11 protein-coding genes are annotated in these 20278 nt (G+C 68.2%); all 11 read left to right on the forward strand.

Going from position 1 to position 20278, the window contains the following annotated elements; genetic code table 11:
* A partial coding sequence (locus AC1DYI_RS08775) for a beta-L-arabinofuranosidase domain-containing protein (RefSeq protein WP_477203714.1) occupies positions 1-1658 on the forward strand: 1658 nt, incomplete at its 5' end.
* 72 nt (positions 1659-1730) lie between these two features.
* Positions 1731-3254 (forward strand): alpha-N-arabinofuranosidase, encoded by a 1524-nt coding sequence (locus tag AC1DYI_RS08780; RefSeq protein WP_477203715.1) that lies wholly within the window; start codon positions 1731-1733, stop codon positions 3252-3254.
* A gap of 23 nt (positions 3255-3277) precedes the next feature.
* Entirely contained in the window at positions 3278-4396 is a 1119-nt protein-coding gene (locus AC1DYI_RS08785) for a glycoside hydrolase family 5 protein (RefSeq protein ID WP_477203716.1), read from the forward strand.
* 124 nt (positions 4397-4520) lie between these two features.
* A complete protein-coding gene (locus tag AC1DYI_RS08790) occupies positions 4521-6692 on the forward strand; it encodes a glycoside hydrolase family 9 protein (RefSeq protein ID WP_477203717.1) in 2172 nt (723 codons plus the stop codon).
* A gap of 6 nt (positions 6693-6698) precedes the next feature.
* The gene (locus AC1DYI_RS08795) at positions 6699-7070 is read left to right on the forward strand and encodes a hypothetical protein (protein WP_477203718.1); all 372 of its coding nucleotides are present in this window, start codon (positions 6699-6701) and stop codon (positions 7068-7070) included.
* A gap of 56 nt (positions 7071-7126) precedes the next feature.
* Positions 7127-9412: a right-handed parallel beta-helix repeat-containing protein gene (locus AC1DYI_RS08800; protein ID WP_477203719.1), complete on the forward strand. Its 2286-nt coding sequence runs from the start codon at positions 7127-7129 to the stop codon at positions 9410-9412.
* Entirely contained in the window at positions 9409-10905 is a 1497-nt protein-coding gene (locus tag AC1DYI_RS08805) for a tryptophan halogenase family protein (RefSeq protein ID WP_477203720.1), read from the forward strand. Before AC1DYI_RS08800 ends, AC1DYI_RS08805 begins: the two co-directional genes overlap by 4 nt.
* Entirely contained in the window at positions 10902-12965 is a 2064-nt protein-coding gene (locus AC1DYI_RS08810) for a beta-galactosidase (RefSeq protein WP_477203721.1), read from the forward strand. The genes AC1DYI_RS08805 and AC1DYI_RS08810 overlap by 4 nt, the downstream gene beginning before the upstream one ends.
* Positions 12966-12990: 25 nt before the next feature.
* Positions 12991-14196, forward strand: coding sequence for a glycoside hydrolase family 27 protein (locus AC1DYI_RS08815; RefSeq protein ID WP_477203722.1), 1206 nt, complete (start codon positions 12991-12993; stop codon positions 14194-14196).
* Positions 14197-14247: 51 nt separating this feature from the next.
* Positions 14248-17112 carry a beta-galactosidase GalA gene (galA, locus tag AC1DYI_RS08820; RefSeq protein ID WP_477203723.1) on the forward strand — a complete coding sequence of 955 codons (2865 nt, stop codon included), beginning with the start codon at positions 14248-14250 and terminating at the stop codon, positions 17110-17112.
* 99 nt (positions 17113-17211) lie between these two features.
* Positions 17212-20160, forward strand: a complete 2949-nt coding sequence (locus tag AC1DYI_RS08825) for a TIM-barrel domain-containing protein (RefSeq protein ID WP_477203724.1) — start codon at positions 17212-17214, stop codon at positions 20158-20160.
* Positions 20161-20278 lie beyond the last annotated feature (118 nt).

A 20278-nucleotide genomic window follows, 5' to 3' on the forward strand; every position in this document is an offset into this window, starting at 1 on the left:
GGATGATGGCGCAGTACGCGCAGCGCTGGGACATCCTGCGCACCCCGGTCGCCGTGATCTGGCCGGGAACCGCTGCGCAGGCGGCACCGATTCGCGCTTTGGGCGGCGCAGCCGGCCGCTTGGAAGTCTGCAACGTGCGCTTGCTCGACGGGCCGTTCAAGCGCGCTCAAGACCTCACGGCGCGCTACCTGCGTGGCCTGCAGGCCGATCGGCTACTGCACGATTTCCATGTCAACGCGGGCCTCCCACCCAAGGCACAGGCCTATGGTGGCTGGGAGGCAGCCACCGAGTGGCACGAGTTGCGCTGTCCAGGCCGAATGCTGGCCCACTATCTGAGTGCGTGCTCGACGACCTGGGTCGCCACTGGCGAAGCCGAGTTCCGTCGCCGTGTCGACTACGTCGTGCGCGAACTCTCGGCGTGCCAGCAGGCAGCGCTCTCCGGTTTGGTGTGTGCGTTCCCCGATGGCGATGAGCAGCTGCGCAATAGCCTGGCCGGCCGTGCGGCGACGGGCGCACCCTGGGCCACGCTGCGCCAGCTGGCTGCCGGCCTGCGCGATGCGCACGTGAAGGCTGGCAACGCGCTTGCGCTGGACGTTCTGTCCCGCCTCGCTGACTGGATYGAGACCGCCGCCGAAGGCTGCGTTGACGTTCCTGCGGATCACGACGGCATCGACGAGGTGTTGACCGATCTCGCCACGCTCAGCGGCGACGCGCGCTACCTGGCGTTGGCGCGCCGCTTCAGGGCGCGCCGCCAACTCGGCGCTGTCGGGACCATCGAAACCAACGGCATCTTCAACATGCCGTCCCTGGCGCGCGTGCTGTTCCGCGGCAACCCGCAGGCGGCCAGCGCCGACTGGGCCGAGCGCGCACTCGTCAACGGAATCCTCGTTTCGAAGGAAGCGGAAGGTGACGTGGCCACGGCTTTCCAGCCCTTGCGACCCGGGTACTCCTGGCTGCATTCCAAACCCGGGCGCTGGAGCACTGGCACCGACGTGGCGGACCTCTCGCGTCGCGGCGAGCCGGTCTTCGCGGCCGATGGTGATGTGCTCTATGTCTCACAGTACATCGCCGCTGAGCTGGCGTGGCGCGAGAAGGGCCTGCGTGTGAGCCAGGTCTCTGCCTTTCCCGAGCGGTGTCGCGTGCGCTTGATCATTGCTGCGGAGCGGGCCACGGCGTTCACGATGCGTCTGCGCCACCCCTCGTGGTGCCGCGAGATGACGGTGCGCGTGAACGGTCAACCGGTGCTCGAGAGCCAGAAAGCCGGCCGCTGGGTGGATGTGGCGCGCCAATGGCGCAACGGCGACACGATCGACCTCGAACTGCCGATGCACTTGCATCTGGCCCCGTTGCCCGATGTGAAGAACATCGCGGCGCTGATGTACGGGCCGATGGCGCTGGCCGCACGCATGGGCAGCGAAGGCTTGCAGCCCGGCGACGACCTCATCGTCAACGAGCGCACCTACGGCAGCGTGTTGCRGCGCCCGGCGTCGATGCCGCGTGTGGCGCTGGGCGGCCGCTCATTGCACGAAGCGGGGCACCGCGTGGGAGCGACGCTGCGCTTTCGCGTGCCCACCCCTGGCGACGGCGCCGACCTCGAATTCATACCGTACCACCAGGTGGCCCATGAGCCATACAGCCTGTATGTCGAGCTCGCCTGAGGCGTCCGGCAGACCTCCCGAAACCAATAGACCAAAAGCATGAGCCGATCCGTTTCGACGCTACTGAAATCCGTGGGCCGCACCCTCGTGGCCGCGGCGCTGCCTTTGCTGGGGACGACGGCATCGCCTGCCGCTGACGTCATCGAGGCACGCCTCACCATCCAGGCCGAGGCCGCAGGGCCGCGCATCGAGCCCGATGTCTACGGCCAGTTCGCTGAACACCTGGGCAGTGGTATCTACGGTGGCCTGTGGGTTGGGCGGGAGTCGAAGATTCCCAACGTGCGCGGTTGGCGCAAGGACGTGGTGCAGGCGCTCAAGCAGCTGGAAGTTCCCGTGGTGCGCTGGCCCGGCGGCTGCTTCGCAGACGACTACGACTGGCGCGACGGGATTGGTGATCCGAAGAAGCGCCCGGTGCGCCCGAACCGCTGGTGGGGCGGCGTGCCCGAGACCAACCGCGTCGGCACGCACGAGTTCATGGACCTGGTCGAGCAGCTCGGCGCGGAGGCCTTCATCGCCGGGAACATGGGTTCGATGTCGGCGCACCACATGAGCCAGTGGATGGAGTACATGACGGCCGATGGCCAATCCACCTTGGCCGAAGAGCGCCGCCGCAATGGCCATGCCAAGCCCTGGAAAGTCAAGTACTTCGGCATCGGCAACGAGAGCTGGGGCTGCGGCGGCAACATGCGGCCGGAATATCAATCGGACCTGCACAACCAGTACGCCACCTTCCTCGGCGGCGGCGCCAAGCGCGTGGCCTCGGGTGACGGCACCGCCAACGACCACCTCATCGAGGTGTTGATGGAGCGCTCCATCAACCAAATGGACGCGCTGACGCTGCACTACTACACCCTACCCAACGGCTGGGAAAAGAAGGGGGCGGCCACAGGCTTTGATGCGGAACGCTGGGCCAAGACGCTTCAAACGGCCAAGGGCATCGAGGGCCGCATCAGCACGATCACGTCCATCATGGACAAGCGAGATCCGGAAAAGCGCGTGGCGCTGTACGTGGACGAATGGGGCACCTGGCATGACCCCGAACCCGGCACCAACCCGGGCTTCCTCTACCAGCAGAACACGCTGCGCGATGCGATGGTGGCTGCAGTGTCGCTCGACGTCTTCCACCGCCACACCGACCGCCTGCGCATGACCAACATCGCGCAGATGGTCAACGTGTTGCAGGCGATGATCCTGACCGACGGTCCGCGCATGCTGCTCACGCCGACCTATCACGTCTTCGACATGTACAAGCCCTTCAAGGGCGCTACACCGTTGAAGGCCGAGGTGCAGAGCCCCAGCTTCAAGCGCGGCGAGATCGAGCTCCCGGCGGTGGAGGCCAGCGTGGCCCGCCGCGCCGATGGCAAGACCGTGATCGCCCTGGTCAACCTCGACCCCGATCGTGCGGCGCGTGTGGCGACGAACCTGAAGGAGGCGGTGCGAGGCAAGGTGCTCACCGCAGCCGCCATGGATGCGCACAACACCTTCGCGCAGCCAGACGCCGTGACGCCTGCGCCGTATGACGCCGCGCCGCGCGACGGTGCGCTGACGTTCGACCTGCCGCCGAAGTCGATCGTCGTCGTCACCGTGACGCTCTGATTGCAAGCTGGAGATCAAAGCCCATGCAAGCGTTCGTCCGCAGACTTGCAGGACTCATCGCAGCCCTGTCGCTGACCGCCGGATTGCCGGCGTGCGCAGGCACCGGAGCCCCTGCGCCGGCTGCCATGCGCGAGATCGGCAGCGTCGAACTTGCGCGCGAAATGTCCCCCGGCATCAACCTGGGCAACACGCTGGAGGCGATCCCGGCCGAGACGTCGTGGGGCAATCCGCCCACCACGCAGAAGGTCATGGACGCCTTCAGGGCTGCGGGCTTCAAGAGCGTGCGTATCCCGGTGGCCTGGCTTGCCCACGCAGATGCCAACGACCGCATCGACCCGGCGTGGATGGCGCGTGTGAAGCAGGTCGTCGACCAGGCCCGCGCTGCCGGCCTGGTCGTGATGATCAACACGCACTGGGACGGCGGTTGGCTGAACCACCCCACTTACGCCAAGCAGGCTGCGCTGAATGCGCGACTGGCCGGCCTGTGGACGCAGATCGCCAATGCGTTCAAGGACCATGACGAGCACCTGCTGTTTGCCGGCACCAACGAGGTGGGCATGGAGAGCCTGTTCACACCGCCCACCGACGAATACGCCGCGGTGCAGAACAGCTTCAACCAGACCTTCGTCACCACGGTCCGCGCCACCGGCGGCAACAACGCGAAGCGGCACCTGGTGGTGCAGGGCTACAACACCAACATCGACCACACGCTGAAGCACGCGGCGGGCCCCAAGGACTCCATCGCCAACCGTCTGATGATGGAAGTCCACTACTACGACCCCTACGACTTCGCGCTCAACGGCGACAGCAAGATCTGGCAGTGGGGTGCCATTGCCAAGGATCCGGCCGCCACCCAGAGCTGGGCTGACGAGCCCTGGGTCGAGAAGCAATTCGGCGCGATGCAGGAACGCTTCGTCGAACACGGCGTGCCCGTTCTGGTGGGCGAGTACGGCGCCTACCCCAAGCGGCAGTTCCCGGGCATGAAGCCCTACGTCGCCTACTGGATCCAGCAGGTCACGGGCTCGATGCGCAAGCACGGTCTGGTGCCGATGTGGTGGGACACCGGTGGGCTGATCGACCGCCGCACCGGCGAGCAGAAGGAGCCGGAGACGATCCGCCTGATCGTCGAATCCGGCCGCTGAGCGCGGGCGAGTTTCCCGTGGGCTTCAACGAAGGCTGGCCGTTGAAGTCGTGGCAAACAGCGAACCGTTGAGATTCGCGATTCGTTCAGCCCCATCACTGCACAACAGTACAACGGAGACAACCGTGGATATTCGAAAAGGCGTGCTGCTTTCACTGGTGGCACTGAACGCGCCAGCGTGGGCGCAAACGTGTCAGCCCAGCGCTGTCACCCCCTACCTCAACGTGAACGGCACCACCTCATGGGTGGTGAAGTCCTCGGCCTCGCTGAACACGGGTTCCAGGGTCGTGCTCGGGCCGCAGCCGTTCTCCGGCACGTGGTCGTGGAGCGGCTGCGGCGCCTCGGGCTCGTCGCGCGAGCAGACCCTCAAGCTCACCAGCAGCTGCACGGCCACGGCCACCTTCACCAACAGCTGCGGCGCCAAGACAGTCCAGGCGTTCAATTTCACCGTTTGGCCGGCCATGGCCGCCAACGCCGGCAAGTTCATCATGGTCGACCAGTTCGGCTACCTGCCCACCCGAAAGAAGGTGGCCGTGCTGCGCTTCCCGAAGGTCGGCTATGACAGCAACGAGGGCTATTGGCCCCAACAACTGCAGGTCGTGGACTCGGCCACGGGCTCCGTCGTGTACACCGCCTGGCCGCAGGATTGGAACGGCCTGAAGACCGACGCCTCTTCGGGCGACCAGGTGTGGCACTTCGACTTCAGCCAAGTCACCACGCCTGGTACCTACGAGATCGTCGACCCCAGCGCCAACCAGCGCTCGGCGCGCTTCGTGATCGGCGAGAACGTCTACCGCAACGTGCTGATCCAGGCCGTGCGGAGCTTCTTCTACCAGCGCGCCGGCCAGGCCAAGAGCGCGGGCAATGCCGGCGCAGGCTGGGCCGACGGCGCCAGCCACCTGAAGGCGGGTCAGGACACGCAGGCGCGGCGTTTCCTCGACCCCAACAACGCCTCCACGGCGCGCGACTTGCGCGGCGGCTGGTACGACGCGGGCGATCTGAACAAGTACACCAGCTGGACGGCCGGCTACGCTCAGGACCTGATGGACGCCTACGTCCAGAACCCCACGGTCTGGACCGACGACTTCAACCTGCCCGAGTCGTACAACGGCATTCCGGATCTGCTCGACGAAGTGAAGTGGGGCCTGGATTCGCTGGTGCGCCTGCAGAACAACGACGGCTCGGTGCTGTCCATCGTCGGTGTGAGTCACGCCAGCCCGCCGTCGGCAGCCACCGGCCCCAGCTACTACGGCGACGCCAGCACCTCGGCCACGCTGTCGGCGGCCGCGGCCTACGCGCATGGCGCCAAGGTGTTCGGCAGCTTGAACAACGCGGCGATGAACACCTATGCCGCCGACCTGTTGGCGCGGGCCAGGCGCGCCTGGGACTGGGCGGCGGCCAACCCCAATGTCGTCTTCCGCAACAACGATTCTTCGAACGGGACCAGTGGCCTGGGTGCGGGCCAGCAGGAGACCGACGACAAGGGACGCCTGCAGTTGCGCTTGTTCGCGGCCATCAAGCTGTTCGCGGCCACGGGTGACGTCACCTACCGCAGCTACGTCGATGCGCACTACACCGAGGAGCCGCTGATGGCGCAGTGGTACATCTCGGCCTACAACGCGGGCAGCGCACGCACCCTGCTGTACTACGCCTCGCTGCCCGGGGCCACCGCCAGCGTGGCCAGTGACATTCGCACGCGCTACCTCGACATGTGGGCCCGCTCCGACTACGGCGGCTGGGGGGCGGTCGATTCGCAGCGCGACCCCTACCGCGCCTACATCCCCGACTACACCTGGGGCAGCAACGCCTCCAAGGGCCAGGCCGGCTCGCTGTTCACCGAGGAGAGCTACTACGGCATCAGCCGCCATACGGCGGACCAGGTGGCCGATGCCGCGGCCGGCTACCTGTACTACCTGCACGGCGTGAACTCGTTCGGCAAGGTCTACCTGACCAACATGAACAGCTTCGGTGCAGAGAACTCGGTCAACCAGATCTTCCACTCGTGGTTCTCCGACGGCAGCGCGTTGTGGGACAACGCCAAGACCTCGACCTACGGCCCCGCGCCGGGCTTCGTCGTCGGCGGCCCGAACTACAACCAGTGGGATTGGGATACGCGCTGCCCGGGCATCTCGGCGGCCTGCGGTTCCACCCGGCCGACGCCGCCCTATGGTCAACCGCCGCAGAAGTCCTACCTCGACTTCAACGACGGCTGGCCGCTGAACTCGTGGCCGATCAGCGAGAACTCGAACGGCTACCAGGCTGCGTACATCCGCCTGCTGGCCCGCTTCGTGAAGTAACGACCCATGAGTCGCGCACGTCCATCTTTGCTCCACAACGGCGGGCGGCGCGCCTTCCTGCGCGGCGGCGCTTCCGCCGGCGCGGTGCTGGCGCTGCCGCGTGGCCCGTGCGGACCCGTCGCGGGTTTGATCCTGGCCCTGTTGATGGCCGTCAACGATGGCCCCGCCCGCCTGGTGTTCCGCGAGATCGTCGGCAGGGACGAGGTCTGGCTCGACGGCGTGAAGCTCGCCGAAAAGACGACGCCCGAGCCGGGCCCGCTGACGCTGCCGCTGGCCAAGGGCGCGCGGCAGCGCACGCTCACCGTGCTGGTGGAGTCGCTGCCGGGCAAAGTCTCGGGCCTGGTCGGGCCCGTGCTGGTCGAGCCGGGCGTGCCGTGACCGCGAGGGCGCTGCTGTTCGTGCTAACGCTAATTGTTAGCGGCACGGGCACAGCCGTGCGCGCCGAAAGCGTGACCGTCAAGGACGCCAAGTCCCTGGCGGCGGCGCTGCAGCAGGCGCGGGTCGACAAGCGCATCCGGCGCATCGAACTCGCGAGCGGCACCTACGAGCTGGCGGCGCCGGTCGTCATCGACGAAGCGCTGTCGGGCTCGGCCGACGATCCCTTCGTGCTGGCCGCGGCGCCCGGGGCGCAGGCCGTGCTGAGCGGCGCGGCGCACCTGCCGGCGCTGCGTTGGGAGCGTTGGAATGACGGCCTTTGGCGCGCGCGTTACGCAGGCCGCTCATTCCAGCGGCTGTGGCTGGGCCAGCGGATGCTGGTACGTGCCCGTTACCCCAACCTCGACCCGACGCAAGTGGGGTTCGGCGGCGCCGCCGACGCCACGGCACCCCAGCGCGTGGCGCGCTGGCACGACCCCGAAGGCGCCGTGCTGCACGCGCTGCACGGCAACCAGTGGGGCGGTGTGCAGGTGCCCATTCTCGGCAAGAAGGCCGATGGCAGCTTGGTCTACGGCGCGCAGGTCGGCAACAACCGCGTGATGCCGCCGAGCGAGCGCGACCGCTACGTCGAGAACGTGCTCGAGGAGCTCGACGCACCGGGCGAATGGTTCCACGACCGCAAGCAGGGCTGGCTCTACCTCAAGCCGTTCGCGGGTGCGCGGCCGCCGGCAAGCGGGTTCCGCGCCGGCGAGCATGAAGCGCTGATCCGCATCGAAGGCCGAAGCGCGGCGGTGCAGCATGTGCGTGTGCGCAAGCTGCTGTTGAAGGAGACCGAACCCACGTTCCTCAAAGCCGTCGAGCCGCTGTTGCGCTCGGACTGGAAGTTTCATCGCGTCGGTGCGGTGACGATCGAAAACGCGGCCGACGTGCGCGTCGAGGACTCGGAGTTCGTCGAGTTGGGTGGCCATGCCGTGGTGGTCAGCGGCCGCGCACGGCAGGTGGCCATCTCCGGCAACCACATCCATGCGATCGGCGGCACTGCAGTGGCGTTCGTCGGTCGGCCCGAGGCGGTTCGTTCTCCGCTGTTCGAGTACCACGAGCGGCTCGAGCTCTCTGCGATCGACCTCACGCCCGGCCCGAAAACGGATGCGTACCCGAAAGACTCGCAAGCCACGGACAACCTGATCCACGACATCGGCCAGATCGACAAGCAGGCCACCGGCGTGCAGATCTCGATGGCCGCACGCATCACGGTCGACCACAACTCGATCTACCGCATGCCGCGCGCCGGCATCAACATCGGCGACGGAACCTGGGGCGGCCACCGCATCACCCACAACGATGTCTTCGACACCGTGCTGCTCACCGGCGATCACGGTGCGTTCAACAGCTGGGGCCGCGACCGCTACTGGCACCCCGATCGCGCCGAGATGGACCGCCGGGCAGCAGCGCACCCCGGGCTGCCACTGCTGGACGCCGTCGAGCCCATCGTGATGAAGCGCAACCGCTTCCGCTGCGACCACGGCTGGGACGTGGACCTGGACGATGGCGCCTCCAACTACGTGATCGAAGACAACCTGCTGCTCGCCGGCGGCCTGAAGCTGCGCGAAGGCTTCGCGCGCATCGTGCGCAACAACATCCTCGTCAATGGCGCGTTCCACCCGCACGTGTGGTTCGATGACAGCGGCGACGTGTTCGAGTCCAACCTCGTGATGGGGCCGCACCAGCCGGTGGAGATCAAGCGCTGGGGGCGCAGCGTGAACCGCAACCTGTTCGTGGCCGAAGCGGATCTGCTGCAGGCGCAGGCCCGCGGCACGGACGCGGACTCCGTCGCAGGCGATCCGCGCTTCGCCGCGCCGGCGAGGGGCGACTACACGGTCACCAACGCGTCGTTGGCCGCGCACGTGGGCTTCACCAACCTCCCAATGAACGACTTCGGCGTGCGCCCGGCGCGGCTGAAGGCGCTGGCGCTGCAGCCTGCCTACACCGTGCCTGCACCGCGCACACAGGTTTCGCTTCAGCAGGCCACGCGCACGCTGCAGGGGCTGACCCTGAAGCCGGTCGAGACCTTGGGCGAGCAGTCGGCCGCGGGGCTGGGYGCGAAGGCGGGCATCCTCGTGTTGACGGTCGAAGCCGGGAGCGTCGGCGAGGCCGCAGGCTTCAGGCCGCGCGACGTGATCGTCGGCAGGGGGCAGGACGCGCAGGCGGCCGCCGAGACCATCACCGATGTGGCATCGCTGCAAGCGCTGCTGGCAACCGGGCGTGAGCTCGACCTCGTCGTCGTTCGTGACCAGGCCCGGATCGTCCTGCGTTGGCCCAACCCCACCAGAAAGGGCGATACATGAGCATCAGCTTCAATCGCGTCGTCATCGTCGGCGGCGGCACCGCGGGCTGGATGGCGGCCGTCGCGCTCATCACCTGCTTGCGCGGCCGCTGCACCGTGGAGGTCGTCGAATCGGAAGAGATCGGCATCGTCGGCGTGGGCGAAGCCACCTTCCCATCGATCCGCAACTACAACAGCATGGTCGGCATCGACGAGGCCGATTTCCTGCGCGCGACGCACGGCAGCTACAAGCTCGGCATCCAGTTCTGCGACTGGCGCGTGAAGGGCGAGCACTACTTCCACACCTTCGGCGACTTCGGCCAGCTCGGCGGCCCGGACGCGCTGTGGGGCCAGCACCGCCGCCTGGCCGAAGACGCGCCAGGCGCTTTCGGCGAGCAGTGCCTGCCTACGGTGATGGCGATGCAGGGTCGCTTCGTCGCCGCCGACGACAAGGCGCCCTACAACTACGCCTACCACTTCGATGCTTCGCTCTATGCCGGCTTCCTGCGCGAGCTGGCGGTCAAGCGCGGCGCGCGGCGCACCGAAGGGCGCATCGTCGAAGTGAACCGGCGGCCCGACGGCGGCGTGCGCAGCGTCAAGCTGGCCGATGGCCGGGAGCTCGCTGCAGATCTGTTCATCGACTGCTCGGGCTTCGGCTCGCTGCTGTTGGGCAAGACGCTGGGCGAGCCCTTCGTCGACTTCAGCCGCTGGCTGCCGGTGGACCGCGCCTGGGCCTGCCCCTGCGAGCGCACCGGCAGCGAGCTCACGCCCTACACGCGCGCCACCGCGCTCGAAGGCGGCTGGGCCTGGCGCATCCCGCTGCAGAACCGCACCGGCCACGGCCATGTGTTCAGCACGCGCTACATCGACGAGGAGCGTGCCCGCGAGCAGCTGATGCAGCAGCTGGACGGCGCGCCGCTGGTCGAGCCGCGGCTGCTGCGCTTCACCACCGGCCACCGCGCGCGCTTCTGGGTCCACAACGTCGTCGCGCTCGGGCTCTCATCCGGCTTTCTCGAGCCGCTGGAGTCGACCAGCATCTTCCTCATCCAGAGCGGGATCAGCCGACTGATGACGCTGCTCACCTCGGGCCAGCCGATCGGTGACGAGAGCGTGAGCCACTTCAACATCGGTGCCGTGCGCCAGTTCGCGCGCATCCGCGACTTCATCGTGCTGCACTACTGCCTCACCGCGCGGCGCGACAGCGCGCTGTGGCGTGACATGGCGACGATGCAGCTGCCCGAGACGCTGACTTTCAAGATCGAAGCCTGGCGCAGCCTCGGCGTACTCCACATGTACGACGAAGAGGGCTTCGACGCGACAAGCTGGCTCGCCATCCATGCCGGCTTGGGGCACTGGCCCGAACGCGCCGACCCGGTGTTGCAGGAGCTGCCCCGCGACGAAGCGCTCGAAGCGCTGCGCCGCCGCCGCGATGCGATCGTCGCCGCAGTGGCGCGCCTGCCCGCACACCACACCTACCTTGACCACGTGCTGGGTCGAGCCCAGGAACCCCGATGACATCGAGAAAGACGATTCTGACCCTCGCGCTGGCGGTCGCCGCGTTCAGCCCCCTGGCTGCCCGCGCGCAGAGCGCCGACGGCCGCACCGACTGGCCCGGCGCCGGCCAGCTCTTTGTCGGCACCAACTACCAACCCTTCGACCGCGCCGACCGCGATCAGATCCAGCGTGACATCGACCGCATGAAGCAGGCCGGCATGAAGGTCGTGCGCATGGGCGACCTGGCGTGGGACGCGTTCGAGCCGGCCGAAGGGAAGTTCGACTTCAAGCTCTTCGACTGGATCATGGACCGCATGCAAGCCGCGGGCCTGAAGGTCATCATGGACATCCCCGGCCAGCCGGCGCCGATCTGGATGCACAAAAAATACCCGGGCGTCGACATCGTGAACGAGAAGGGCAACCGGCTCGACCCGGTCGAGCGCTACATGGACAACACCAGCGACCCGAACTACCAGCGTCTGCTGGTGCGCCTGGCCGACACGATGACCAAGCGCTATGCCAAACATCCGGCGCTGTTCGCCATCGGCTACAACAACGAGAGCGGCAACGGCATGGTGTCGTACTCGGAAGCCGACAGGTTGCGCTTCATAGGCTGGCTCAAGAAGAAGTACGGCAGCGTCGACGCGCTGAACAAGGCCTGGGCCTCGCAGCGCTGGTCGCGCCACATGAACACCTGGGACGAGGTGCGGCTGCCCTACATCGAGGGCCCCGGACCCTACGAGCGCTATCTCGACATGCGGCGCTTCTGGTCCGAGCAGACCATCGAGGTGCTAGCCTCGCTGGAGGCGGTGCGCAAGAAGAACGTGCCCGACAAGCCCGCGATCTCCAACCTCTGGGACAGCGCCTGGCGCAAGGGCTTTGACTACCTGGCCACCTACCGCCGCTACGTCAGCTACGGCGCGATGGGCTTCTACCCGGGCGACCCGATCAGCGCCGGCTTCGAGTCGACCATGATGCGCGCCGGCATGAACGCGCCGATCTGGTTCAACGAGTTCACCGCCGGCGGCCCCGGCTACTACGGCACCAAGGGCCGCTCGCGCATGTGGGCCCACTTCGGCCTGCTGATGGGCGCCCAGGCGGTGATGCCCTGGACCTGGCACAGCCACCACGGCGGCGAGGAGCAGGCGCTGTTCGGCCTGATCGACCATGACGACCGCGCCTCGTGGAAGCTCAACGAGTTCGCCACCATTGCGAAGGAATTCGCACAGCTCGAGAAACTGGGTTTCCCGCGTCTGCAGCAGCCCACGGTGGCGATTGCTTATGCGTTCGACAACATCATCGCGACCAACCTGCCGAAGGAGGGCATCTCCAACACGGTTCGGCCCTACGTGAACCCCGGCTACATGAAGCAGGCGCACAACGCCTACGCGCCGCTGTTCAAGGACAACATCGACGTGTCCGTCATCCACATCGGACACGAAGACCTGAGCCGCTACAAGCTGGTCGTCGTGCCTGGCATGTATCTGCTGGACGCGGCCTCCACCGCCAACCTGCGCAAGTTCGTTTCCGAGGGCGGCACGGTCATCATGACGGCGCAATCGGCCAAGGTGAACGACAGCAACCAGTGGCACAGCACGCCGCTGCCCGGCGGCCTGACCGACGTGTTCGGCCTGCGCACCAACGAGTTCTTCAACGCCGGCAAGGTGGAGACACGCATCGGCGACGTCGACGTGAAGGACGAGAACGGATTCATCGAGGTGCTGGAGCCTTCCACCGCCGAGGTGCTCGCGCGTTTTGCCAATACCGAGGGCAAGGTGCCGGCCGTCACCGTCAACCGCTTCGGCAAGGGCCGCGCGATCTACGTCGGCACGGTGGCGCAGCCAGAGTTGATGGGCGCGCTGTACCGGCATCTCTACCCCAGCCTGGGGCTGCAGGCCGGGCCGAAGACGCCGGACGGCGTCTATGCACGGGTGGTCCAAGGCCGCAGCTACTACGTCAACACCACGGGCGAAGCCAAGGACGTGCCGATCGAGGGCGCGATGAAGGGCCTGATCGGCGGGCGCAGCTGGACGGGCACGCTGCGGCTGGAGCCGATGGGTGCGGACCTGCTTGAACGCTGAACGAAACCTGCCAGGAACCCCACTCATGAAGACTCAATTCGCCAGCTGGATCGTCACCGCCTGTCTCGCTTTTGCCGCCGCCGTGCCGGCAGCGGCCCACGAGACCTTGAAGCTCGATGCGCCCAAGGCCAACCTGGCGCCCACGCCGCCGATGGGCTGGAACTCGTGGAACAAGTTCGGTTGCAACCTCAATGAGGCGCTGGTGCGCAAGCAGGCCGACGCGATGGCTGCATCGGGCATGAAGGCGGCCGGCTACCAGTACATCGTCATCGACGACTGCTGGCAGAAGAGCCGCGATCAAGACGGCAATATCGTTGCCGACCCCGAGCGTTTCCCCAGCGGCATCAAGGCGCTCGCCGACTACGTGCACGGCAAGGGGCTGAAGTTCGGCCTCTATTCCGACGCCGGTGCCATGACCTGCGCCGGCCGCCCCGGCAGCGCAGGCCGTGAGTTCCAGGACGCGCGCCAGTATGCGAAGTGGGGCGTCGACTACCTGAAGTACGACTGGTGCCACACCGGCACGCGCAACGCCGAGGCTGCCTACACGATCATGGCCAAGGCGCTGCGCGAGTCGGGGCGCGACATCGTGCTGTCGATCTGCGAATGGGCCACCAACCAGCCCGAACGCTGGGCCGGCACGGTCGGGCACCTGTGGCGCACCAGCGGCGACATCTTCGACGCCTGGGAAGGCAAGAAGGACTGGTCGCACGGCATGCTCAACATCCTGGACATGCAGGCCGAGCTGTGGCGCAACTCGGGCCCGAACCGCTGGAACGACCCCGACATGCTCGAGGTCGGCAACGGCGGCATGACAACCACCGAGTACGAGTCGCACTTTTCGCTCTGGGCGATGCTGGCGGCACCGCTGATCGCCGGCAACGACCTGTCGGCGATGGACGCCGACACGCGGCGCATCCTTACGAATGCCGACGTCATCGCCGTCGACCAGGACCCGCTGGGCCAGCAGGGCCGGCGCGTCTGGCGGCAGGGCGAACTGGAGATCTGGGCGCGGCCGCTGAAGGGCGGCGAGCACGCGGTCGTGCTGTTCAACCGCGGCAAGTCAGCCGCAGAGCTGAAGGTCGACTGGGACCTGCTCAACCTGCCCGCGGGCCTGAAGGCCGACGTCAAGGACCTGTGGTCGAAGAAGGTCTCGAAGAACGTGCGCGGCGGCTATGGCGGCATCGTCGCGCCGCACGGCGTGATCATGGTCCGCGTCACGCCGGTGGTCTGAACCGACGCTCCCCGCGCCGGCTGGCCGGCTCGCTCCACTCTTTTCCCCCCCATGAGCCAACATTCCTTCTTCATCCGGATCCTCGCACTGGCGCTCGCCCTGTCTGCGAGCCTCGCCGGCGCCGCCGACGGGCCGCGCCAGCGCACGCGCATCGACGACGGCTGGCGCTTCGCGCTGGGCCACGCGCACGACGCGGCGCAGGACTTCAACCACGGCACGCGCTTCTTCTTCTTCGCCAAGGCCGGCTTCGGCGACGGCCCCGCGGCGGCCGAATTCAACGACCGGCCCTGGCGTCGCCTGGACCTGCCGCACGACTGGGCGGTGGAGTTGCCGTTCAGCGAACGCGGCAGCTCGCCGTACGGCTCCAAGGCCATCGGTCGAGCGTTCCCCGAAAACAGCGTGGGCTGGTACCGGCGCGAGCTGGCCATACCCGCCTCGGCGCAGGGCAAGCGCCTGGCACTCGAATTCGACGGCGTCTTCCGCGACAGCGTGGTCTGGGTCAACGGCCACTACCTGCACCGCGAGGCCAGCGGCTATTCGAGCTTCCGCGTCGACATCACCGACTACCTGCACTACGGCGGCCGCAACGTCGTGGCCGTGCGCGTGGACGCCACCACGCAGGAAGGCTGGTGGTACGAAGGCGCSGGCATCTACCGCMACGTCTGGCTGACGCRGACCGAGCCGCTGCGTGTGGACCACTGGGGCACCTTCGTGCGCGCCACGGTCAACGGCAACCGGGCCGACGTGGCCGTCGACACGACGGTGCGCAACGACGGCAAGGCGGCCCAGTCGTTCAGCCTGGAGCACGAGCTGCGCGACCCCGAGGGCCGCGTCGTCGCGCGCGCCACGGTGCCCGCGCGGCGCGTGACTGTGGACGCCAGCGCCGACGTGGCCGCCACGCTGCGCGTGACGGCACCGAAGCTGTGGTCGCTGGAAACGCCGCAGCTCTACAAGCTGACCACGCGCGTGAAGCAGGGCGAGCGCGTGGTCGACGCCTACGACACGCCGTTCGGCATCCGCAGCATCCGCTTCGACGCCAACGCGGGCTTCTTCCTCAACGGCCGCCACATCAAGCTGCACGGCACCAACAACCACCAGGACCACGCCGGCATCGGCATCGCGCTGCCCGACGCCATGCACGAGGCGCGGCTGAAGATGCTCAAAGGCATGGGCGTGAACGCGATCCGCTCGGCGCACCACCCGGCCACGCCCGAGCTGCTGGACGCCTGCGACCGCTTGGGGATCCTCGTCATCGACGAGCACCGCATGATGGGCACCGCGCCGCAGATCCGCGACGAGCTGCAGCGCATGGTGCGGCGCGACCGAAACCACCCGTCCGTCATCCTGTGGTCGGTGGGCAACGAAGAGTGGGCCATCGAGAACTACGCGCTGGGCACCCGGCTGGCGCGCGAGATGCAGGCCATCGTCAAACGCATGGACCCCACGCGCCCGGGCACGCTGGCCGCGTCCAGCTCCGGCCAGCCCGAGGGTACCTCGGTGGGCTCGGACGTGCTGGGCTTCAACTACAAGGCGCAGCACGACATCGACGCGATGCACCGCCGCTTCCCCGAGCGGGCCAGCGTCGTCACCGAAGAGGGCCTGACCTTCGCCACGCGCGGCGTCTACGTCGACGACCCGGCGCGTGTGCACATCGCCGCCTACGACAAACGCTCCGGCGGCGCGGCGACCTCGTCTGTCGAGGAGGCCTGGCGCTTCATCGCCGAGCGCCCCTTCATCGCCGGCATGTTCGTCTGGACCGGCTTTGACTACCGCGGCGAGACCACACCCTTCGGCTGGCCCGCCATCAGCTCGCAGTTCGGCATGATGGACACCACCGGCGTGCTCAAGGACAGCGGCCACTACCTGCGCGCGGCCTGGACCCCCGAGCCGGTGGTGCACGTGTTGCCGCACTGGAACTGGCCCGGCCGCGAAGGCCAGCCCATCGACGTGCGCGTCTACGCCAATACCGACGAGGTGGAGCTGCTGCTCAACGGCCGCTCGCTGGGCCGCAAGGCGCTGGTGCGCTACGCCCATCTGCAGTGGAGCGTGCCCTACGCACCCGGCAGCCTGACGGCACGCGGCTACAAGGCCGGCCAGCTGGTCACGTCCGAGACCGTGGCCACCACCGGCGACGGCAGCGCGGTGCGGCTGGCGGTGGACCGCGCACGCATCCGCGCCGACGGCGACGACGTGGCGGTGGTCCGCGTGAGCGTGGTCGACCATGAAGGCCGCGTGGTGCCCACGGCCAGCCAGCGCATCCAATTCGAGGTCTCGGGCCCGGCGCGGCTGATCGGCATGGGCAACGGCGACCCGGGCTCGCACGAGGCCGACAAGCCGGCCGAGTTCCACCGCTACGCCGCGCTCGACGGCTGGCGCGTGCACGGCGTGGCGCGACCGGAAGACGCCGCGGCGTTGTTGACACCCACGGGCGCGACCGGCGGGCGCGACCCCTTCGCCTGGGTGCCGCCCGACCAGCCGCTGGCCGACAGTGCCTGGAACGTGGTGCAGGCCCACTTTGCACGGCCGGCCGTGGCCGCCGGCGAGCGTGTGCTGCTGTTGCTGGGCGACATTGCGCCCGGCCAGCAGCTCTACGTGAACGGCAAGGCGGTCATGCCGCGCCGCGAGGAAGGCATCGGCGCGATCGACCTCGACTCGGCGCTCTTGAGCGACAACAACACCCTCACCGTCGTCTTCGCCACGCCGCCCGGTGGCACGCGCAAGCTGTTCGACGAGGCGGAGGGTGGCAGGCGCTGGGTCACGCTGCGCAGGACCACGCCGGCCGCTCCGTGGCAGCGCAGCGTCTTCAACGGCCATGCGCAGGTGATCCTGCAGTCCAACGGCACCCCGGGCCGCGCCACGCTGCACGCCAGCGGGGAAGGGCTTGAAGCGGCCAGCCTGACGTTCGACACCTTCTGAACAGCCTATGTCTATGCACGCCATGACCCCCCCGCCGGCCACCTGGACGCGCCGTTCTTTCCTGACGCTGCCGGCCATGGGCACGGAGTTGGTCGAGAAATGAGGGCGCTCACCATCCTGTGTGCACTCGCCTGCGCCAGCCGTATCGTCGCGGCGGCGCCCAGTGGGCTGGATGCCGCGGGCCAGCTTCAGGTGGTTCAGGCGGACCTGCCCGCGGCCGCGTCGCCCGCCGGCGGATTCGCCTGGTTGCGCCTGGCCGCCGGTGTGCAGTTCCAACGTGACGGCGTCACCAAGAGCCTGATCTTCTACGGCCCGGGCACGGTCCGCGTCTCGGCTCATCGCGGGCAAAGCCACACGCACCAGCCCAGCCTGGCTGTCGTGGCGCAGCCGCAGGCGCTAACGCTGGAAGTGAGCGAAACCAACGCAGCGCTCGAGATCCACAGCCCGGCGCTGCGCGTCAGTGTCAACAAGCGCTCTGGCGCGCTGACCTTCCTCCGGGCCGACGGCGGCCTCATCACCCGCGAACGCGATGATTCACCGGCCGACATCCAGCCGGTGCGCATCGATGGCGCGCCCAGCTACGCCATACGCCACAGCTTCGCGCTGACGCCGGACGAATCGCTCTACGGCCTGGGCCAGTACAACGAACCGTACATGGACTACCGCGGCCGCGAGGTGCTGCTGGTACAGACCAACATCGGCGCGGTCGTGCCGTTCGTGCTCTCGACGCGGCGCTACGGCGTGCTGTGGGACGTGTACTCGAAGGCGACCTTTTCCGACAACGCCGAAGGAGCGACCTTCCGCGCCGAGAGCGCGCCGGCCGGCATCGACTACTACCTCGTGGCCGGCGCCACGATGGACGAGGTGATCGCGGGCTATCGCCATCTCACCGGTGCCGCGCCGATGATGCCGAAGTCGGCCTATGGCCTGTTCATGAGCAAGGAGCGCTACCCCACGCAGCAGCGGCTGCTGGAGGTGGTGCGGCGCTTTCGCGCCGAGCGCTTCCCGCTGGACACCATCGTGCAGGACTGGCAGTACTGGGGCGGTCAGAAGAACGGCGAATGGGACGGCACCTGGAGCGGCATGACCTGGGATGCGGAGCGCTTCCCGGACCCGGCCGGCATGGTGCGCACACTGCACGAGGAGCTGAACACGCAGCTGATGGTGTCGATCTGGCCGTCGATCGGCAACGACACCGCGCTGGCGCGTGAGCTGGACGCCAAGGGCCTGCGCTTCAAGCCATTGCACTGGATCTCCGGCAAGGCCCGCATCTACGACGCCTTCAGCGACGAGGGCCGCGCCATCTACTTCAAGCACCTGAAGAAGGGCCTGCTGGACATCGGCGTCGATGCGCTGTGGATGGACGGCACCGAGGTCGAGGTGGGGGGCGCCTGCCACGATCCGGCCCAGGTGGAAGCCGACATCAAGCGCTTGGGGCCCAATGCGATGGGCGACTTCACGCGCTACCTCAACGCCTACAGCCTGCTCACGACACGCGGCGTCTACGAAGGCCAGCGCGCCGACCCGCAGCGGGGCGACCGGCGCGTGTTCACCCTCACGCGTTCGGCCTGGGCGGGCCAGCAGCGCTACGCCGCCGCGCCGTGGTCGGGCGACACGACGGCCAGCTGGGCCACGCTGCGCGCGCAAATCGCCGGCGGGCTCAACGTGGCGATGGCCGGCCTGCCGTACTGGTCGCAGGACACCGGCGGCTTCTTCGTCAACGCGCCCGGCGGCGAGCGCAACCCCGGCTGGCGCGAGCTGTTCGCGCGCTGGAACCAGTTCGGCATCTTCAACCCGATCTACCGCATCCACGGCACCAGCGTCGAGCGCGAGCCCTACGTCTTCAAGACGCTGGACCCGCAGGTGTACCGCTCGCTGCTGCGCGCTGCCGAGCTGCGCTACCGCCTGCTGCCCTACCTCTACGGCCTGGGCTGGCGCAGCACGAGCGAGGGTTACACCATGATGCGCGCGCTGCCGATGGACTTCCCTGACCAGGCCGCGCTGCGCAAGGTGGACGATACGTACATGTTCGGCCCGGCCTTGCTGGTGCAGCCGATCACGCGGCCGATGTTCCATGCTGAAGCGCCGCCGGCGCCTACCGTGCCGGCTTTGCAGCTGCGCACAGCCGAAGGCCAGCCGGGCCTGGCGCTGGAGTATTTCGACGGCGTCAACTTCGAGCGCTCTGCCAGCCGCACCGTCGACACGAACATCGATCACCACTGGCCCGGCCCGCCGCTCGCCGGGCCGCCGCCGGGGCTGCAGCGGCTGGAGCAGTTCTCTGCGCGCTGGCAGGGCGAGCTGGTGGCCGCCGAAAGCGGCGAGCACGAGATCGGCGTCGAAGGCGACGATGGCTTTCGCCTGTGGCTGGACGACAAGCTGGTCGTTGACGACTGGGCCGTGGGCGCGCAGCGCTTTGGCAGCACGCGCATGACGCTGCGCGCCGGCCAGGCCGTGCGCGTGCGCATCGACTACTACCAGGCCGGTGGCGAGCGCGCGCTGCGCCTGGCCTGGCGCCCGCCCTCCGAGCTGCACGCGCTGGCCGGGCTCGGCCGCACGCTGGACCGCCGCCAGGCCACGCCGCTGCCTGCCGGCACCGACTGGTACGACTTCTGGAGCGGGCGCCGCCATCGCGGTGGGGCCAGCGTCGCGCGGCCGTATGCGATCGACGAGTTCCCGCTGTTCGTGCGCGCCGGCTCGGTGCTGCCGCTCGGCCCGGTGGTGCAACACACCGGCGAGATGCCCGATGCGCCCTACGAAGTCCGCATCTATCCCGGCGCCGACGGCCGCTTCACGCTGTACGAAGACGACGGCCACAGCTACCGCTACGAAGTCGGCGAGCGCGCCACCATCGCGCTCGAGTGGGACGACGCCACGCGCACGCTGCGCATCGGCGCGCGCGACGGGCAGTTCCCCGGCATGACGGCACGGCGCACGCTGCATGTGAGGCTGATGGCGCCAGACAGAGGCGGCCGTGCGCAGACGAAGACGGTGCGCTACTCCGGCGCCGCCGTCGAGTTGCGGTTCGGTGGCCAGCAGCGCAAACGCTGAGGATCGGGGGCGCCAGATCGTCAGGGATCGGCGTCTCGGCGCAGTGACGCCAGCACGCGCTGTCGCCATCGGAGCAGGGCGTTCGCGAGGGCGATCTTTCTACAGCAGGCCCCTAAAC

The sequence above is a fragment of the Ideonella sp. P3_A4 genome (assembly GCF_056403075.1).

Coding starts and splice junctions, on each gene's coding strand:
- AC1DYI_RS08785 (WP_477203716.1), top strand. CDS start 3,278: ATGCAAGCGTTCGTCCGCAGACTTGCAGGACTCATCGCAGCCCTGTCG.
- AC1DYI_RS08795 (WP_477203718.1), top strand. CDS start 6,699: ATGAGTCGCGCACGTCCATCTTTGCTCCACAACGGCGGGCGGCGCGCC.
- AC1DYI_RS08805 (WP_477203720.1), top strand. CDS start 9,409: ATGAGCATCAGCTTCAATCGCGTCGTCATCGTCGGCGGCGGCACCGCG.
- AC1DYI_RS08810 (WP_477203721.1), top strand. CDS start 10,902: ATGACATCGAGAAAGACGATTCTGACCCTCGCGCTGGCGGTCGCCGCG.
- AC1DYI_RS08815 (WP_477203722.1), top strand. CDS start 12,991: ATGAAGACTCAATTCGCCAGCTGGATCGTCACCGCCTGTCTCGCTTTT.
- AC1DYI_RS08825 (WP_477203724.1), top strand. CDS start 17,212: ATGAGGGCGCTCACCATCCTGTGTGCACTCGCCTGCGCCAGCCGTATC.